This window comes from Mesorhizobium sp. M0496, from assembly GCF_040321205.1.
Lineage (GTDB): Bacteria > Pseudomonadota > Alphaproteobacteria > Rhizobiales > Rhizobiaceae > Mesorhizobium.
On record NZ_JAMYRC010000026.1, the window covers coordinates 80,182 to 97,373 of the forward strand.

The following is a 17,192-nucleotide window of genomic DNA, read 5'->3' on the forward strand; positions in this document are numbered from 1 at the left end:
TTTTGTGTTACATCAACCAAACATGCCGGTGACACAACGTCGATTTATGGCGCAGACGCCCCAAATCACTGAAAGGTGAAAATCCCATTCGGACCAGAGCGATCTGGGCCAGGCGGTCGCAATGTTGCGGTTTGCCGGTCCGGCTTTTCCGATGGGTTCATCTGTTGTGCGGTTAACGATCGGCTTTCCCGATCGCGCGAGTTCGGACCGGCAGGACGCCGGCACCACAACAAGGAGTTCAGGGCGTAATGGCTACGATCACCCCGCAGAAGAAGTCCACCGCTGCGCGTCACGGTTTCAAGACCGGCGAGTACATCGTCTATCCGGCACACGGCGTCGGCCAGATCGTCTCGATCGACGAGCAGGAAGTTGCTGGACACAAGCTGGAACTGTTCGTCATCGACTTCTCGAAGGACAAGATGCGTCTGAAGGTGCCGGTCGCCAAGGCGACCTCCATTGGCATGCGCAAGCTGTCGGAAGAAGATTATGTCGAGCGCGCGCTGAAGGTCGTGCAGGGCCGCGCCCGCGTCAAGCGCACCATGTGGTCGCGCCGCGCCCAGGAATATGATGCGAAGATCAATTCCGGCGACCTGATCTCGATCTCGGAAGTTGTGCGCGACCTCTATCGCGCCGACAACCAGCCGGAGCAGTCCTATTCCGAACGCCAGCTCTACGAGGCGGCACTCGACCGCATGGCTCGCGAGATCGCGGCCGTCAACCGCATGTCGGAAACCGAGGCCGTGCGCCTGATCGAGGTCAACCTCAACAAGGGCCCTAAGCGTGGCGCCAAGGCCGACAATGAGGAAGCCGAGCAGGAAGAAGCTGCCTGAGCTTTTCCGCCTTTGAATTCATGAAAAACCCGGCCTTGCGCCGGGTTTTTTGCTTTTGGGATGATGAAACTACAGCGATCCTTCGCCGCCAGCTTCCTTCTCCGCCTCCTGCTTCAGCGTCGCAATGAACCGCCTGGTCCGCTGGTGCTCCGGATTGCCGAACAGCACTGCGGCCGGCCCCTTCTCGACGATGACGCCGGCATCGAGGAACACCACTTCCTGGGCGATCTTGGACGCGAGGCGCAGATCATGCGTCGCCATCACCATGGTCGTGCCTTCGCTGGCGAGCTTGCCGAGCACGTCGACCACCTCTTGCGCCAGTTCCGGGTCCAGCGCCGACGTTGGCTCGTCGCAGAGCAGCACCTTCGGCGATGGTGCCAAGGCGCGGGCGATCGCCACGCGCTGCTGCTGGCCACCCGACAGCGTCGCCGGCCAGGCATCGGCCTTGTGCACCATGCCCACCTTCTCCAGCAGGGCGAGCGCTCGCTCGCGTGCTCTCTCCGGCGGCCATTTCAGCACCGTCACCAGCCCTTCCATGACATTCTCGATCGCGGTGCGGTGCGGAAACAGCTGGAAGTTCTGGAACACCATGCCGGTCTGCAGCCGCAGGCGCTGGATATCCCTGGCAGCAACCCTGCCGCCGGGGTGAAATTCGAGCGCCTCGTCGCCGATGCGCACCGTGCCCGAGGTCGGGATCTCCAAGAGGTTGATACAGCGCAGAAGAGTGCTTTTTCCGCCGCCCGAAGGGCCGACCAGCGCCGTGACGCTGCCTTCGGCGATGGTGACCGTCACGCCCTTCAGCACAAGATTGTCGCCGAAGCGTTTCTCGATGTTGGTGAGGCCGATCATGAGCGCGCCTCCAGGAAGCCACCATAGCGGTTGAGCCGGATTTCCAGCCGGGTCTGCAAGGCCGACAGCACCGAACTCATCGCCAGATAGAGCATCGCCGCCTCGACATACAGGATCAGCGGCTCATAGGTGGTGGCGACGATGCGCTGCGCCGCCTGGAACATTTCCGGCACGGTGATCGCGGCCGCCAGCGACGTGTCCTTGACCAGCGAGATGAAAGTGTTGGAGAGCGGCGGCACCGCGACCCGGCCGGCTTGTGGGAGAATCGTCCGGCGCATCGCCTGGCTCCAGGTCATGCCGATCGAATAGGCGGCCTCCCACTGGCCCTTCGGCACCGAGCCTATCGCCGCGCGGATGATTTCCGACGTGTAGGCGCCGATGTTGAGCGTGAAGCCGATCAACGCCGCCGTGAAGGCATCGAACAGGATGCCGACCGACGGCAAGCCGTAGAAGATCAGGAACAGCTGAACCAGGAGCGGCGTGCCGCGAAAGATCCAGACATAAAAGCGCACAAGCGCGACCAGCGGTTTCGGCCCGAACAGTCGGCCAAGTGCTGCACCGAGGCCGACGGTCAAGCCGAGGATGAAGGACAGCAGCGTCAGCGGCACGGTGAAGATAAGCGCCGCCCACAACAGCGAAGGCAGCGACTCCAGCATCAGTTGCAGCCAGTGCGGCACGTAAGACTCTCCAAGGGTCGAGGCGGCTTCATCAAGGCGCGAACGCAGTCGACATATCACGACAAAAGCGGCGGGCCGTCAAAGACGGCTCGCCGCTTGATATGTCTCATGGGCCGGAGATCGGCCCACCTCACAGGATTACTTCGAAACGTCCTGGCCGAAATAGGTGTCGGCGATCTTCTGATAGGTGCCGTCGGCCTTGATGTCGGCCAGCGCCTTGTTGATGGCCGCAACCAGTTCCGGATCGCCCTTACGCACGATGACGCCGGAATAGTCGGCGTTTTCCTCTTGCGCGGCAATCTTCACATTGGCGTCGGGCTTGTGCTTCTTGAAGTCAAGGAATGACAGGCTGTCATTGATGGTGGCGTCGGCACGGCCGGTCAAAAGCAGTTGGATCGACTGGTCGAAGCCATCGGTGCCGACAAGTTCGGCGCCGTTCGCCTCGGCCAGTTTGCCAAAATTCGAGGTCAGTGACTGCGCCGACTTCTTGCCCTTGAGATCGGCGAAGGTTTTGATGTCGGTGTTGTCGCCGCGCACGATCAGCACCGCCTTGGAGGCGATGTAGGGATCGGAGAAATCGTACTTGGCCTTGCGGGCGTCGGTGATGCCGACTTCGTTTATGACGACGTCATAGCGATTGGCGTCGAGACCGGCGATCAATCCATCCCACTTGCCTTCGAGGAACTCCACCTCGACGCCGAGCTTGTCGCCGATCGCCTTGGCGATCTCGACATCGAAGCCGACCAGCGCGCCGGAAGTGTCATGATAAGTGAATGGCGCATAGGTGCCTTCCGTACCGACCTTGATCACCCCGGCATGCTTGATCTGGTCGAGATTGGCACCGGCATGGCCCGCGGTGACAGCCAGAGCCTGCAGCGTTCCGGCGATAATGAGCGACTTGAGCCATTTCATTTTTCTGTGATCCCGTCCTTGGCCGGATATCCCGGCATGTTGTGAGCGCTGGAAACTGGCAGATACAACCGGAAAAAATAAGGAACATGATTTCAAAAATAGCGCGTTTCTGAAATCAGATTCTCTAAATGGCATTTCTTGGCGGCACTCGAGGCCGTTACCGGTCCGTGCAGACATCGTTCAAGCCATACGATTCGCCTGGCAGCAACCAGGGAACCATTCCCGCACACCGCACGTTCTGGCTGTTCTAGGGCACGACGCCGCCATTTCAACCTGGGCGCCAGCCAAGTTTGCAAGGTCATCCGCATCGCCTGAGCCAGGGAGCGCCTCATGATGGAAGACACGGCAGGACGGGTCATGGTCCGCGCGGCAATGAGGGCTCCCTACCTCGAACGTGACGAGGAACATCGGCTGGCATTGCTCTGGAAAGAGGACAATGACCAGAACGCATTGCACAGCATCACCGTCGCCCATATGCGGCTGGTCATTTCCATGGCCTCCAAATTCCGCCACTACGGCCTGCCGCTCGGCGATCTGGTCCAGGAGGGCCATGTCGGCCTGCTTGAAGCCGCCGCTCGTTTCGAGCCGGAGCGCGAGGTGCGGTTTTCGACCTATGCGACATGGTGGATCCGCGCCTCGATGCAGGACTACATACTGCGCAACTGGTCGATCGTGCGCGGCGGCACCAGTTCGGCGCAGAAGGCTCTGTTTTTCAACCTGCGACGCCTGCGCGCGCGGCTGGCGAATGGCGCCGAGCCGCTGTCCAACGCGACGCTCTATCGCCAAGTGTCGGAGGCACTCGGCGTCTCCGAAGCCGATGTGGCGATGATGGATTCGCGGCTGTCGGCGCCCGACTCCTCGCTCAACATGCCGGTAGCCGACGATGCGGGTTCGACCGAGCGCATGGATTTCCTGGTCTCGGATGATCCATTGCCCGACGAGATCGTCGGCGACAAGATCGATGTCGCCCGCCGCTCTCTCTGGCTGAGAGAGGCGCTTCGCGCGCTCAACGCACGGGAACTGCGGATCATCGAGGAACGCCGGCTGAACGACGAGGGCGCGACGCTCGAAGCGCTCGGCGAGACGCTCGGCATTTCCAAGGAACGTGTCCGCCAGATCGAGGCCCGCGCCATGGAAAAGCTCAAGGTCGCGTTGGTGAAGCAGAACCCGGAGTTCATGGCGACTGCCGCCTGACCTCATGACGCAAGGGAGACCGCATCGGGCAGGTCGCAACGGGTCTATTTGTCGGTGACGATCTTGACCTTGTCGCCGGCCGAAACCGCAGCGCCCGGCGACAGCGCGTTGAGCACGCGGAACAGGTCGAGCTTACGGTCGACGCCAACCATCTGAGCAGAAAGCGAACCCATCGTCTGCCCCGGCTGGACGGTGACGACGCGGATATGCAGCGGCTTCAGAGCCGCCTTTTCGGCAGCACTCAGGATACGGAACGATCCGCTGACCGAACGCGCGACCGCGTCCAGCGTGGTGCTGGCCGAAGGTGCCGCGGTCAGCAGCCTGTAGACCTGACCACCGGCACGGATCACGGCAATGTCGAATTGCCAGCCTTCGGCGCCGGCATGCGCGGTCGCCGCCTCGTTGCCGTTGATCGTCTCCTGCTTGACGCTGCTGTCGTCGAGACCAGCCACCCAGCCGCTGCGGATATAGTCGGTCAGCGCGCGGTTCTTGTCGATCGAGACGCCGTCGAAGCGGATCGCCATGTCACCGGGGCCGGTTGCCGTCACCGCGGCGGCCGAATTGTCGATGATGAAGCCCTGTGGCACCGAGAAGGAGAGGCCGAGGCCCGGATGCAGGAAGGTTTCGCCGCGCACATAGCCTTCCTCGGGCGTGTCGCCATAGAGCAGGCCGTCTACGCCGGCGAGGAAGGAATCGCGGTCGCGCGTGCCAACGCCCGGCGCGCCGAACTGGCGGGCATGGCGCTGCGCCAGATCGATGCGCTGCGGCGTATTGGGGTGCGTGGCCAGAAAGTCGAGACTGGCGTCGGTGGCGCCGCTGATCGAGCGAAAATCCGTGTAGGCCGACATCGACTGCAGGAAACGGCCGGCGGCGAAAGGATCGTAGCCGGCTTCGCCGATCGATTTGATGCCGATGGCATCCGCTTCCAGCTCCTGGTTGCGTGAGAATTGCGCGAGCCTCAGCTTGCCGCGGAGCAGTGCCGCCTTGGCGGTCGGGCTGTCGCCCAGCACATCGGAAACCACCTTCGTCGCCAAGCCCTCCTCGGCCTCCAGCTGCTGGCGCTGCAGGCCGTGATTGGCGGTGACGTGGCCCATTTCATGGGCGATGACAGCGGCAAGCTCTGCCGAATCATTGGCCAGCGCCAGCAGGCCACGGGTGATGTAGAGATAGCCGCCCGGCAGCGCGAAGGCGTTGACGTTGGGCGAATTCAGGATGGTGATGCGATAGGTCTGCGTCGGGTTGGCGGACACCACCGTCAGATTGCCGACCACCTTGGCGACCATGCGCTCGAGCTTGGGATCGGAATATTCGCCGCCATAGGTCGCCAGGATGCGCGGATGCTGCGCCTTGGCCAATTCGGCGAGTTTATTGTTGGCGCCGACATTGTCGACCGTGATCGGCTTGTCGGACGGCTGGAAGCCGGATTCCTGAACCGCCGGCGGCGTGAACATCTGGCAACTCGCCAGCGCCACGGCAAAGCCGGCCAGCGCAAGAAAGCGCGCCAGCGGTTTCATTCGTAGTGTGTTAGCGCCGATCGCCAGAACGGCTTCCTTTCGGGTCCCGGCGCATGATCACGAAAATCGGGGGCGATCTTCGAAATGTGTCATGCGCTATATCTCAAACCACTGCAGTATCCGTTGCATGTCCCTCGGGGCAGGCGGCGGATACTGCAGGCAAATCACGGCCTGTGCCGGACCAGTAGGGCGGACCTAGCCACACTCCTCCAGCCAAGGCAAGCAAGCGCCACGTCGCCTGGAGCCGGTTTGACCGTAAATTATGTCCGCTTCCGGGCAACATCTCGTGATACGGCATCCCCCGCACTCGCGCCGATATAGCGCCGGAATGCTTCCGGACCAGTCCCGGTGAAAAAATCATCCGCCTTGCCGGTTGCGGCGACCAACCCATCGTCGAGAAACACCATGTGCTCGCCGATACGCCGTGCGTCTTCCGGCTGGTGGGTGACGAACAGCACCGTCATGCCCCGCTCGGCATGAACGGCGGCGACCATATCCAGCATGTCGTCGCGCAGAGCGGGGCCGAGCGACGCGAAGGGTTCGTCGAGCAGCAGCACTGGCCGATCGCGCACCAGAACGCGGGCCAGGGCGACACGCTGGCGTTCCCCGCCGGAAAGTTCGCGCGGCAGGCGCTTTTCCTTGCCCCCAAGACCGGTGCGCGCAAGCGCCTCGGCGATCGCGGCGCGGTCCGCCTCGGTCAGCCGCAGGGATGGCGAGCGGCCCAGCCCGACATTCTGCTCGACGGAGAGATGCGCGAAGAGATTGTTCTCCTGGAACACCATCGACACCGGCCGCACCGAGGCCGGCTCGGCGCTGACATCGGCGCCGCCGATCAGCACGCGGCCCGACTGTGGCGTCTCGAAGCCGGCGACCAGATTGAGCAGCGTCGACTTGCCCGACCCGCTCGGGCCCATGATGGCGGTGATTTTCGCCGCAGCAAACTCGACGTCGAAGACAAGCGGCGCCTCGCCGTAGCTGAACGACACCTTGTCCAGCCGCACCGGCGCGCCCTTCTCAAGCTTGCTGGCCGCCCCGTCATGCATCCCGGACCCTCTCCCTTCCCAGCCAGTGTGCCGCCACGATCAACGCGAGGCAGACGAGGCCTAGCAGCAGTGCCAGGCCAGAGGCGTCCTGCGTGCGGTAGCTGCCCATGCGCGCCAGGAGAAGGTAGGGCAATGTCTGCACGGAATCACTGCCGAACAAGGCAATGACACCGAGATCGCCAAGCGACAGCGCCATGGCGAAAGCGAAGGCCGTGGCGAGCGGCCGCCGCAGCGACGGCCAGTCGACCAGCATCAACCGGTTCCAGCCCGCGATGCCGAGCTGTGCGCAGAGCCGTTCGTGACGCTCGCTGGCCGCATCGTAGGCGGGACGGACGGCGCGCAGGGCGAACGGCATCGCCATCACCGCATTGACGGTGACGACCATGACCGGGGCGATTGCGAAGACATCGCCAACATGGCGCAGCAACAGGAACCAGCCAGCGCCGACGACGATCGGTGGCACGACAAGGACAAAGCCGGCGCCTGTATCCGTGGCATGTTCGAGCATTGTCCGAGGCCCGGCCCGGCGGTTCAGCGCCAGCGCCCGGCGCGCCACGGTCAGCGCCAGCGACAGTACCACCGAGAGCAGTGCAGACAGGAAGGCGAGCACCGCACTGGTCAGCGTCGCCTGTCGGACAGTGGCCTCACCGGCCAGCCGGCCGAGATCGGCACCCAACCCGGCCGTCACCGTCGCCGCCATCGGCCCGACGACGAACAGCAGCGCCAAGGCGATGAGCATGGCGTTCAGCCAGGTCTCGCTTCCGTTGATCGAGAGATAGCGGCGTTGCGCAACCGGCAGATTGGTGTCGCCGACCACATTGGCGCCCAGCCGCGTCAGTGCCAGCACCATGATAAGGGTCAAGGCGATCTGCAGCAGCGTCAGCGTCACCGCCCGCGCGGGATCGAAATCGAAGCGCAGCGCCTGGTAGATGCCGACCTCCAGTGTCGTCGCGGCCGGCCCGCCGCCGAGCGTCAGCACGATCGTGAAGGATGTGATGCAGAGCATGAAGACAAGCCCGGCGACACCCGGCAATGCCGCACGCAGCGTTGGCCATTCGATCAGCCGGAACGCCGGCCGTGCCGCCATGCCGAGTTGGCTCGCCAGCCGCCATTGGTCGGATGGAATGGTCTGCAGCGCCTCGAGGAACAGCCTCGTCGCCAGCGGCAGGTTGAAGAACACATGGGCGACGAGAATGCCGGACAGGCCATAGATACCCGGCCAGCTTCCGCCGCCGATCACCGTGAGCACATCGGCGAAATAGCCGGCGCGGCCATAAAGCGCCAGGATGCCGAGGGCCGCGACGATGGCCGGCAGCGCTAGCGGGACGGCGAACAGCTGCAGGATGAAGCTGCGGCCGAAGAAGCGTGGATGCCGCGACAGCGCCCGCGCCACGAACAGCGCCGGCCCGACGGAAAGCAGCGTCGACAGCGCCGCCTGCCAGAGCGTGAAGCGAATGACGCGAAGCAGATAGGGATCGAAGGCTGCCCAGGCGCCCGAAAGATCGTGGGCGCCTTCGAAAAGCAGGCCGGCAAACGCGCCGCCGATCAGCAGCGCTATTGCAGCGAGCGCCAGGGTGCCAGCGGTGATGCGGGCGTCAGACGCGCGCTGCACGCTGGACCACCTGACTTGAGGTTCTTAGCGAAGGCCGCGTTCCTTCGCGCCCCCCTCCTTGTGGGGGAGATGTCCGCCAGGACAGAGGGGGGCGCCGTAGAGCACTCATCTTTCGATCATAGGACCAAATTACTTGCTCATCACCGCCAGCCATTCATCCACCCAAGCCTTGCGGTTGGCGGCGACCTCTTGCGGGCTGAACAGCAAGGTTTTGGTCGGCTTGACCAGTTTGTCGAAGGCCGGGTTGAGCGGCTTGTCGGTCTTGCCGGCCGGGAACATCCAGTTGGTTTCGGGGATGGCATCCTGGAACTTCGGCCCTGTCATGAAGGCCATGAACTTTGCCGCCAGCGGGTTCTTGGCCCCCGTGGTGGTGATGCCCGCCACCTCGATCTGCAGATACTCGCCCTCCTCGAAGGAGGCCGCCTGGTAGCGCTCGGTGTTCTCGGCGACCATGTGGTAGGCCGGCGAGGTCGTGTAGGACAGCACCATCGGCGCCTCGCCCTTGGTGAACAGGCCATAGGCCTCGCTCCAGCCCGGCGTCACGGTCAGCACCTTCGCCTTGAGCTTGGCCCAGGCCTCCGGTGCCTTGTCGCCATAGACAGACTTGACCCACAACAGCAGGCCGAGGCCCGGCGTCGAGGTGCGTGGGTCCTGGATGACGATCTTGTCGTCGGCGCTGCCTTCGACCAAGTCCTTCAGGCTCTTCGGCGGCGTCTTCAGCTTCTCGGTGTCGTAGACGACAGCAAAGTAACCGTAGTCAAAGGGAACAAAAGTGTCGTCGCTCCAGCCGCCCGGCACAGTGACATCCGTCACCGCGCCATGCGGTGCGAACAGGCCGGTGGCCTTGGCGTCGGCGGTCAGATTTGTGTCGAGGCCGAGCACGATATCGGCCTTGGTCGAAGCGCCTTCCAGCCTGACGCGGTTAAGCAGCGCCACGCCATCGGCGACCGAGACGAACTCGACATCGCAGCCGCATTCGGCCTCGAATTCCTTCTTCACCACGGGACCCGGACCCCAGTCGGCGGTGAAACTCTCATAGGTGTAGACGGTGAGCTTGTCCTTGGCTAAGGCCGGCCCGGACAGGACCACGGTCATTGCTGAGACAAGAGCGTATAAAAGCGTGCGCATCGGCGCCTCCTTCGTTCGAATTAAAAGGAATTGAGGCGTCGGACTGTCCGAAACGTCTAATCCCTCCGCCGGTACAAACCGGATCAGGTTCAGCGGGTTGGCGAGACTGCCTCTCAGCCGGTCCGCGAAGATCGCGTCCGGCACCCCGTTAGAGCGTTTCGACACATAGGCCCGGCCGATCCCCCACGCAAGTGGGAGTTTGCCGCCTTCCGTTTCCCGTGCCGGGCTGGTAAGGGCCACACGATATGAGCACATTCACCATCCTGCTTGGCGGCGATCTCATCCGCACGCCACGGCTCGACCGCCAGGTCGAAGGCTCCCGCGTCATCGCCGCCGACGCCGGCATCGGCCATGCACGGCTGCTGGATCTCGTGCCGGAGCTGTGGGTGGGCGATTTCGATTCGGTGCCAGCCAATCTGCCGGACGATCTCGCCACTGTCCCCCGCCGGACTTTCCCGGCCGAAAAGGACAAGACTGATGGCGAACTGGCCATAGCCGCCGCACTGGAGCTCGGCGCCACCAGCCTGGTGCTCGCCGGCGCCTTCGGCGGCAAGCGCGCCGACCACGCTTTCCTGCATCTGGCGCTTGCCCTGCGGCTGGCCGAGGCAGGGACTGATGTGCTCCTGACCAGCGGCGCCCAGGAGGGTGTTCCCCTGCTCCACGGCAAGGCTGGATTCGACTATGCCAACGGCACGCTGTTTTCGGTACTCGGCTTTTCCGAACTCACCGGCCTGACCGTGACTGGCGCCAAATGGCCGCTGAACCACGTCGAGGTGGCGTTCGGCTCGTCGCTGACCATCTCCAACGAGGTCAAGGGCCGCCTCGAAATCGCGCTGGATCATGGCCGTGCGATGCTGCTCGCTCATCCCTATCCCTTACCTGAAAGCTGACATGGCCCCGCCCCTTCTCAATCTCGACGGGATAAAGCTGACCTTTGGCGGCACGCCGCTGCTCGATGGTGCCGCCTTGACGGCTTCAGCCGGCGACAAGATAGCGCTGGTCGGCCGCAACGGGTCGGGCAAGTCGACGCTGCTGAAGATCGCCGCCGGCCTGATCGAGCCGCAGGACGGCGAGGTGTTCCGCCAGCCTTCGGCGACCGTCCGCTATCTGCCGCAGATGCCCGACATGGAGGGTTTTGCATCGGTCCGCGCCTATGTCGAGGCCGGACTAGGCCCCGCCGACGATCCGTACCGCGCCAGCTATCTGATGGAGCATCTCGGCCTCTCGGGTGAGGAGCAGCCGAACGATCTGTCCGGCGGCGAGGCAAGGCGCGCGGCCCTTGCCCGTGTCATGGCGCCAGAGCCCGATATCCTGCTGCTTGACGAGCCGACCAACCATCTCGATCTCTCGGTGATCGAATGGCTGGAAGAAGAACTCATCCGCACCTCCTCGGCATTGATCGTCATCTCGCACGACCGCCGCTTTCTCGAGCGCGTGTCGCGCGCCACCGTCTGGCTCGATCGCGGCCAGACCCGCAGGCTGGACAAGGGGTTTGGTCATTTCGAGGAATGGCGCGACCTGGTGCTGGAAGAGGAAGAGCGCGAGCAGCACAAGCTCGGCCGCCAGATCGTGCGCGAAGAACACTGGCTGCGCTATGGCGTGACGGCGCGGCGCAAACGCAACATGCGCCGGCTGGGCGAATTGCAGACCATGCGCCAGCGCTTTCGCGGCCATCGCGGCGCCGAAGGGTCGGCCACCATGGTGGCGAGCGACGCCGCCGAATCCGGCAAGCTGGTGATCGAGGCGAAAAACATCGAGAAGAGCTTTGGCGATCTCACCGTGGTCAAGGGGTTTTCAACCCGCATCCAGCGCGGCGATCGGGTTGGCCTGGTCGGGCCGAACGGCGCCGGCAAGACGACGCTGCTGAAGATGCTGACCGGCGAGATGAAGCCCGACGCCGGTTCGGTGCGGCTCGGCACCAATCTGGAGATCGCCACGCTCGACCAGAAGCGCGAGGCCGTCGACCCGCTGGAGACGCTGGCGCAGTATCTCACCGACGGACGCGGCGAAAATCTCGTCATCAATGGCGAGCAGCGCCATGTCGTCTCTTACATGAAGGACTTCCTGTTCAAGCCGGAGCAGGCGCGCACGCCGGTGCGCGAGCTTTCCGGCGGCGAGCGGGCACGGCTCTTGCTAGCGCGCGTGCTGGCGCGGCCGGCAAACCTTCTGGTGCTCGATGAGCCGACCAACGATCTCGACATGGAGACGCTGGAACTGCTGCAGGAACTGGTCGCCGGGTTTGCCGGAACCGTCATCCTGGTCAGCCACGACCGCGATTTCCTCGACCGCACCGTCACCAGCCTGATCGCACCGGATGGTGACGGCCGCTGGATCGAATATGCGGGCGGTTATTCCGACATGCTGGCGCAGCGCGGCGGCACCAGGCTCGACGACCGTAAGGCGCGCGCGAAGGCCGAAAACGGCGAAGCGCCCGCACCGGGCAAGAGCGAGGCCACAGCGCCAAAAGGTCCAGCGAAAAAACTGTCGTTCAAGCAGAAATTCGCACTGGAATCGCTGCCGAAAAAAATCGAAGCTGTGATGGCGTCGATCTCGAGGCTCGAGAACAACATCGCCGATCCGGCCTATTACGAGCGCGACCCAGCCTCGTTCCAGAAGACGATCGCCGCGCTCGACAAGGAGCGCGCGACGCTGGCAGCGTTGGAGGAGGAATGGCTAGAACTGGAGATGCTGCGCGAAGAGATGGAAGGGTAAGGGATTGTGTGTGAACTTTTATGCGCCTATATTATGCGCATAAAAGAGAGCGATTTCCATGCTTCAATCGACGCCAAAACCTCAACGGCAATCCGTCAACACGTCCATTGATTCTCAATTGATCAATGACGCCAAAGCGTTGGGCATCAACATTTCCCGCGCCGCCGAGGCGGGGATCGCGAAAGCGATTGCGGCGGAAAAGACGCGTCGATGGCAAGAGGAAAACAAAGAAGCCATTGAAAGCTCCAATGAATATGTCAGGCGCAACGGACTGCCATTAGCCAAATACCGGCTGTTTTGATGGCACGTTACGATCTTTATCGGAATGCTGAGGGCGGCGGCTATTTTCTCGATGTTCAGTCCGACCTTCTTGAAGGACTGAGCACAAGAGTCGTCATTCCGTTGATGCCGCCCAACATAGCCCCGGTTCCGGGCCGCCGACTAAATCCGACCTTCGCTATCGATGGCAAAGATCATGTAATGGTCACGCAGTTCATGTCAGCCTTGATGGCCTCTGAATTGCCGGATGCCGAGGGAAATCTCTCCCGGCACCACGACGACATCGTCGCCGCGCTCGATATGTTGTTCCAGGGCTTCTGAGTCAACGAGGCTTCGGGCCGGCTCCCTTCTCAGCCCGCCGTCTTCGCCTGCCAGGCCTTGATCGCCTCGTCGAACACCTTCTCGCCGGGAATGCCTTTTTCCATGGTCAGCAATGCCCGCCTTCCGGTCTTGTAGACGACCGGCACGTCGATCCAGTCCTGGCCGCGCAGCAAGGTCATGTTGGCGTCTTCGTCGGCCTTGGTGTCGTTGAGCGCGACGAGGAAGAAGCCGTCGGCGATCTTGGCCGGAATGCCGATCAGCGGGCTGCCGGCATCCTGTTCCGAACCCTTCATGGCGACGCGCAGGATGTTGTCGACGCCACCGCCTTCAAAGCCGTCGGGCGTCAGGAAGATCATTTCGATGATATGGCTGGCCGGCAAGGTCTGGTCGGTGTTGCGGCGGATGGTCATGCGCAACTGGATGTCCTTGCCGGGAATGGTGGCCTCGGCGCGGATCGCCGGCTCCGGCGGCAGGTCGCCGCCGGGCGATTCCTGCACCAGGGACCAGACGATGTTGCCCGGCTCCGCCGAACCCTGGGCGGTGCTGGTGCGCTCCTCATAGAAAATCGCCTTCTGGCCGACCGGCAGCGCGGTTTCGGCAGGCGTGGCTGCCGGTGCCGCCGGCGCGGCACCCGCCGGTGCTGGCGGAGTGGCTGCGGCATCGGCCGGCGCAGCTCCGTTGGCAGGCGGCGTCGCGGGTGCGGCGCCTGTTGCCGGAGGCGTAGCCGCGGCAGGCGTGCCGGAGGCCGGTGCGGAAATCGGTGGTGCGCTGGTCGCCGAGGGCGGCGTGGTCAGCGCAGCGACCGATTCGCCTTCGCCGATGCCGCTTTGTCCGCCGGCCGGGCCGGGGTCGACTTCACTGCCTTGCGGCGTCAGCCGCTGGGTGAATTTCGTGCTTTCGGCTTCCGTACCGCCAGCTGCGGGCGCCGGCGGCGGCGCCACGGCATCGGTTGCCGGCTTGGCTGGTGCCGGCTTCACGGGTTCTGTCTTTGTCGCGACCTTGGTGCCGTCGAGCCCGAGCATCTTGCCGAAGGCATCCTTGTTCAGCCAGATGCCGTAGCCGCCACCGGCAACGACCAGCAGCGCGACGACGGCGGCGATCAGCCCGCCATAGCTGCGCTTGCGCTCCGCCGGGCGCAGACGCTGGAAAGTGTCCGATACCGGCTCTTCGTTGCTGGAAAAGACATCGACACCGTCGTCCGCCTCCTCGGCGTCCATCCCTGCAAGAGGTGTGTCGGCGCGAGCCGGCTGGGAAGGCACCGGCGTCGGCCTTTGCCAGCTTGGCTCGACCTTGGCGGCAGGTGTTGGGGCGGGTTGATAAGGTTCAGGCTTGGCCGCAGGCGGTGCCGGCCAGGCCGATTCCGCCTTCGCCGGTTGCCGTGTATGGCTCGGCTGGTTCTTGTTGCGATCAATCGAGGAAAAGATGTGTTCCAGTTCCGCGAGCGGGTCGGTCTCCGGCACGCTTTGGGCATAGTCGCGCTCGACACTTACGATGGCGTCTTCCAGCGAACGCTTCTGCGTGGTTATGGCTTCGGTGGCCAGCGGCGGCGAATATTCCTCAAGCTTCTTCGCCAGCATGGTACGAACGCTGGCATAGATGCGCGTACGCTTCTCCGGCGTCTCGTCGCCGTGTTTGTCGAGCGCCTTTTTCAGAATAGCAACGAAATCTGCCATGCTTTAGTCGACCTGTATTTTGTTTCCGCGCCGGCCCCCGCAAATCAGCCGCGATGCCCGGAAAGCTGAGAAACTAATCTTGAAACGGATCGGTCACAAGTATCGTGTCGTCCCGTTCCGGGCTGGTGGAAAGGAGTGCGACCGGGGCGCCGATCAGCTCCTCGATGTAACGGACATATTTGACCGCCTGGGCCGGCAGATCGTTCCAGCTGCGCGCGCCGGCGGTGGTGCCTTTCCAGCCCTCCAGCGTCTCGTAGACCGGTTCGACGCGCGCCTGGGCACCCTGGCTGGCCGGCAGATAGTCGATCATCTCGCCATCGAGACGATAGCCGGTGCAGACCTTGATCTCGTCCAGCCCGTCGAGCACGTCGAGCTTGGTCAGCGCGATGCCCTTGATGCCGTTGACGGCGACGGCCTGACGCACCAGCACCGCGTCGAACCAGCCGCAGCGACGCTTGCGGCCGGTGACGACGCCGAATTCATGGCCGCGCGTGCCGAGGAATTCGCCGATCTCGTTCTTCTGCTCGGTCGGGAACGGACCTTCGCCGACGCGCGTCGTATAGGCCTTTGTGATGCCGAGCACATAACCGATGGCGCCCGGGCCGACGCCGGAGCCGGCAGCCGCCTGCCCGGCGACCGTGTTCGACGAGGTGACGAACGGATAGGTGCCATGGTCGATATCGAGCAGTGTGCCTTGCGCGCCCTCGAACAGGATGCGCTCGCCGGCCCGGCGCTTGTCGTCGAGAATCTTCCAGACCCGGTCCATATAGGGCAGGATCTCGTGCGCAACCGAAGTCAGCTCATGCATGATCGCATCATGCGTGACTTCCGCATGGCCAAGCCCGCGACGCAGCGCATTGTGGTGCGTCAGCAGTCTGTCGACCTTCAAAGGAAGCGTTTCCAAATCCGCCAAATCCATCACCCTGACCGCGCGCCGGCCTACCTTGTCCTCGTAGGCGGGGCCGATGCCACGACGGGTCGTGCCAATCTTCGTTCCGGAGTTGGAAGCAGCGTCCTCGCGGAATCCGTCCAGTTCCCGATGCAGGGACAGGATAAGCGCTGTGTTTTCGGCTATTTTCAGGCGATCCGGCGCCACTTCGACACCTTGCGCCTTGAGCTTCGCCACTTCGGCGACGAAAGCGTGCGGGTCGAAAACGACGCCGTTGCCGATGATGGACAGCTTGCCCTGGCGCACGACGCCCGACGGAAGCAACGACAATTTGTAGACCTTGCCATCGACGACCAGCGTGTGACCGGCATTGTGGCCGCCCTGGAAACGCACCACGACATCGGCGCGCTCTGACAGCCAGTCGACGATCTTGCCCTTGCCTTCATCGCCCCACTGCGAGCCGACGACCACCACATTGGCCATGTTTCTTTTCCCTTGAGACGCCGCCAAGCGGCTTGAATATGGTTCGAAACGACAGGCCTCTATAACGTCAACACCTCGCGAGCGCGACCTTTCTTTGCCGCCGAAAATGCCCTGAGGCACAACAATTTTCGGCTTTGACATCATTTACTTGGGCGCATGGGGGCAATAGGCCGACAAACACCGCGGCCCCGCGGTCGGAATCCCGCGATGCATCGAAGCGCCTACATATTCCTGCTGCTCACCACCTTGCTGTGGGGCGGCAACTCGGTGGCCGGCAAGCTGGCGGTCGATCACGTCTCGCCGATGACGCTCGTCTTCCTGCGCTGGGTGCTGGCCGTGGCGGTCATGCTGCCGATAGGCTGGAAGACGATCCAGAAGGACTGGCCGGTGGTGCGCAAGCACTGGCTCATCCTCGCGGCCCTCGGCGCCAGCGGTTTCACTCTGTTCAACACCATCTTCTACACGGCGCTCAACTACACCACTGCAATCAACGTCTCGATCGAACAGGCGGCGATGCCGATCCTGATCATCGTTGCCAATTTCGTCTTCTTCCGCCTGCGCGTGAACTGGGCGCAGACTGTCGGCGTGGTGCTGACCATCGCCGGCGTGATCCTGACCGCCTGCCACGGCGACCCGCGCCGGCTGTTGACGCTGGAGCTCAATTTCGGCGACGCCATCATGCTGGTCGCCGTGTTTCTCTACAGCGGCTATTCGGTCGGGCTGCGGCTGAAACCGGTAATGCATTGGCAGAGCCTGATGCTGGCCCTGTCGGTCGCAGCTCTCGTCACCTCGCTGCCCTTCTTCCTGTGGGAGGTCGCTGCCGGCAAGGTCATCGTACCCGACGCGCGCGGCTGGACAGTCATCGTCTATACCGCGATCGGCGCCTCGGTCATCTCGCAGATCTTCTACATCAGGGGCAACGAACTGATCGGCGCCAACCGCGCCGGCCTGTTCATCAATCTGGTGCCGATCTTCGGCACGCTGCTGTCGGTGACCTGCCACTGAGAATTTCCTCCATCTGAGATTAGAGTCCGGGCCTTGATTGAAGGACGGACTGATGAAGAGAAAGCGGTTTA

Annotated in this window: 16 protein-coding genes and 1 riboswitch; of the genes, 7 read left to right on the top strand and 9 right to left on the bottom strand. The window is 63.4% G+C overall.

Features of this window, described 5'->3' with window-relative positions; all coding sequences use genetic code 11:
- Positions 1-248 precede the first annotated feature (248 nt).
- A complete protein-coding gene (locus tag NKI73_RS21195) occupies positions 249-830 on the top strand; it encodes a CarD family transcriptional regulator (RefSeq protein ID WP_013529179.1) in 582 nt (193 codons plus the stop codon).
- A gap of 69 nt (positions 831-899) precedes the next feature.
- Here the strand turns inward: NKI73_RS21195 and NKI73_RS21200 are convergent, their stop codons facing one another.
- The 3 genes from NKI73_RS21200 to NKI73_RS21210 form a co-directional block, all read right to left on the bottom strand.
- Complete coding sequence (locus tag NKI73_RS21200; RefSeq protein ID WP_352632843.1) at positions 900-1,679, bottom strand: amino acid ABC transporter ATP-binding protein; 780 nt, start codon at positions 1,677-1,679, stop codon at positions 900-902.
- On the bottom strand, positions 1,676-2,356 hold the full coding sequence (locus tag NKI73_RS21205) for an amino acid ABC transporter permease (protein ID WP_352632844.1): 681 nt from the start codon (positions 2,354-2,356) through the stop codon (positions 1,676-1,678). Before NKI73_RS21205 ends, NKI73_RS21200 begins: the two co-directional genes overlap by 4 nt.
- Positions 2,357-2,494: 138 nt before the next feature.
- Complete coding sequence (locus tag NKI73_RS21210) at positions 2,495-3,268, bottom strand: amino acid ABC transporter substrate-binding protein (protein WP_352632845.1); 774 nt, start codon at positions 3,266-3,268, stop codon at positions 2,495-2,497.
- Between the two features lie 330 nt (positions 3,269-3,598).
- Here NKI73_RS21210 and NKI73_RS21215 point away from each other — a divergent pair, with 330 nt between their 5' ends.
- Complete coding sequence (locus NKI73_RS21215) at positions 3,599-4,462, top strand: RNA polymerase factor sigma-32 (RefSeq protein ID WP_352632846.1); 864 nt, start codon at positions 3,599-3,601, stop codon at positions 4,460-4,462.
- A 44-nt stretch (positions 4,463-4,506) separates the two neighbouring features.
- Here the strand turns inward: NKI73_RS21215 and NKI73_RS21220 are convergent, their stop codons facing one another.
- The 4 genes from NKI73_RS21220 to thiB all read right to left on the bottom strand — a co-directional run bounded on the left by NKI73_RS21220 (position 4,507) and on the right by thiB (position 9,759).
- Positions 4,507-5,976 (bottom strand): M48 family metalloprotease, encoded by a 1,470-nt coding sequence (locus tag NKI73_RS21220; protein WP_352632847.1) that lies wholly within the window; start codon positions 5,974-5,976, stop codon positions 4,507-4,509.
- A 260-nt stretch (positions 5,977-6,236) separates the two neighbouring features.
- Positions 6,237-7,019: a thiamine ABC transporter ATP-binding protein gene (thiQ, locus tag NKI73_RS21225; RefSeq protein ID WP_352632848.1), complete on the bottom strand. Its 783-nt coding sequence runs from the start codon at positions 7,017-7,019 to the stop codon at positions 6,237-6,239.
- On the bottom strand, positions 7,012-8,631 hold the full coding sequence (gene thiP / locus NKI73_RS21230) for a thiamine/thiamine pyrophosphate ABC transporter permease (RefSeq protein ID WP_352632849.1): 1,620 nt from the start codon (positions 8,629-8,631) through the stop codon (positions 7,012-7,014). The genes thiQ and thiP overlap by 8 nt, the downstream gene beginning before the upstream one ends.
- 129 nt (positions 8,632-8,760) lie before the next feature.
- The gene (gene thiB, locus NKI73_RS21235; RefSeq protein ID WP_352632850.1) at positions 8,761-9,759 is read right to left on the bottom strand and encodes a thiamine ABC transporter substrate binding subunit; all 999 of its coding nucleotides are present in this window, start codon (positions 9,757-9,759) and stop codon (positions 8,761-8,763) included.
- Positions 9,760-9,802: 43 nt separating this feature from the next.
- Positions 9,803-9,917: riboswitch (TPP riboswitch) on the bottom strand.
- A gap of 87 nt (positions 9,918-10,004) precedes the next feature.
- On the opposite strand from thiB, the gene NKI73_RS21240 reads away from it, so the two are divergent.
- The 4 genes from NKI73_RS21240 to NKI73_RS21255 are packed head-to-tail and all read left to right on the top strand — an operon-like array spanning position 10,005 to position 13,071.
- Entirely contained in the window at positions 10,005-10,649 is a 645-nt protein-coding gene (locus NKI73_RS21240; RefSeq protein WP_352632851.1) for a thiamine diphosphokinase, read from the top strand.
- A 1-nt stretch (position 10,650) separates the two neighbouring features.
- On the top strand, positions 10,651-12,471 hold the full coding sequence (locus tag NKI73_RS21245; protein WP_352632852.1) for an ABC-F family ATP-binding cassette domain-containing protein: 1,821 nt from the start codon (positions 10,651-10,653) through the stop codon (positions 12,469-12,471).
- Between the two features lie 58 nt (positions 12,472-12,529).
- Entirely contained in the window at positions 12,530-12,772 is a 243-nt protein-coding gene (locus NKI73_RS21250) for a type II toxin-antitoxin system CcdA family antitoxin (RefSeq protein ID WP_031213967.1), read from the top strand.
- Positions 12,772-13,071 carry a CcdB family protein gene (locus tag NKI73_RS21255; protein ID WP_127297430.1) on the top strand — a complete coding sequence of 100 codons (300 nt, stop codon included), beginning with the start codon at positions 12,772-12,774 and terminating at the stop codon, positions 13,069-13,071. Before NKI73_RS21250 ends, NKI73_RS21255 begins: the two co-directional genes overlap by 1 nt.
- Before the next feature lie 29 nt (positions 13,072-13,100).
- On the opposite strand, the gene NKI73_RS21260 is transcribed toward NKI73_RS21255, so the two are convergent.
- Positions 13,101-14,744, bottom strand: a complete 1,644-nt coding sequence (locus tag NKI73_RS21260) for a hypothetical protein (RefSeq protein ID WP_352632853.1) — start codon at positions 14,742-14,744, stop codon at positions 13,101-13,103.
- Positions 14,745-14,817: 73 nt separating this feature from the next.
- Entirely contained in the window at positions 14,818-16,116 is a 1,299-nt protein-coding gene (locus NKI73_RS21265) for an adenylosuccinate synthase (protein WP_352632854.1), read from the bottom strand.
- 207 nt (positions 16,117-16,323) lie between these two features.
- On the opposite strand from NKI73_RS21265, the gene NKI73_RS21270 reads away from it, so the two are divergent.
- Positions 16,324-17,121, top strand: a complete 798-nt coding sequence (locus NKI73_RS21270) for a DMT family transporter (protein ID WP_352632855.1) — start codon at positions 16,324-16,326, stop codon at positions 17,119-17,121.
- The last annotated feature ends 71 nt before the right edge of the window (positions 17,122-17,192 follow it).

Bases quoted from the DNA above. Each gene is read 5' to 3' on its own strand.
- NKI73_RS21195 (WP_013529179.1), top strand. From the start codon at position 249: ATGGCTACGATCACCCCGCAGAAGAAGTCCACCGCTGCGCGTCACGGT.
- NKI73_RS21200 (WP_352632843.1), bottom strand. From the start codon at position 1,679: ATGATCGGCCTCACCAACATCGAGAAACGCTTCGGCGACAATCTTGTG.
- NKI73_RS21210 (WP_352632845.1), bottom strand. From the start codon at position 3,268: ATGAAATGGCTCAAGTCGCTCATTATCGCCGGAACGCTGCAGGCTCTG.
- NKI73_RS21215 (WP_352632846.1), top strand. From the start codon at position 3,599: ATGATGGAAGACACGGCAGGACGGGTCATGGTCCGCGCGGCAATGAGG.
- NKI73_RS21220 (WP_352632847.1), bottom strand. From the start codon at position 5,976: ATGAAACCGCTGGCGCGCTTTCTTGCGCTGGCCGGCTTTGCCGTGGCG.
- thiQ (WP_352632848.1), bottom strand. From the start codon at position 7,019: ATGCATGACGGGGCGGCCAGCAAGCTTGAGAAGGGCGCGCCGGTGCGG.
- thiB (WP_352632850.1), bottom strand. From the start codon at position 9,759: ATGCGCACGCTTTTATACGCTCTTGTCTCAGCAATGACCGTGGTCCTG.
- NKI73_RS21240 (WP_352632851.1), top strand. From the start codon at position 10,005: ATGAGCACATTCACCATCCTGCTTGGCGGCGATCTCATCCGCACGCCA.
- NKI73_RS21245 (WP_352632852.1), top strand. From the start codon at position 10,651: ATGGCCCCGCCCCTTCTCAATCTCGACGGGATAAAGCTGACCTTTGGC.
- NKI73_RS21250 (WP_031213967.1), top strand. From the start codon at position 12,530: ATGCTTCAATCGACGCCAAAACCTCAACGGCAATCCGTCAACACGTCC.
- NKI73_RS21255 (WP_127297430.1), top strand. From the start codon at position 12,772: ATGGCACGTTACGATCTTTATCGGAATGCTGAGGGCGGCGGCTATTTT.
- NKI73_RS21260 (WP_352632853.1), bottom strand. From the start codon at position 14,744: ATGGCAGATTTCGTTGCTATTCTGAAAAAGGCGCTCGACAAACACGGC.
- NKI73_RS21265 (WP_352632854.1), bottom strand. From the start codon at position 16,116: ATGGCCAATGTGGTGGTCGTCGGCTCGCAGTGGGGCGATGAAGGCAAG.
- NKI73_RS21270 (WP_352632855.1), top strand. From the start codon at position 16,324: ATGCATCGAAGCGCCTACATATTCCTGCTGCTCACCACCTTGCTGTGG.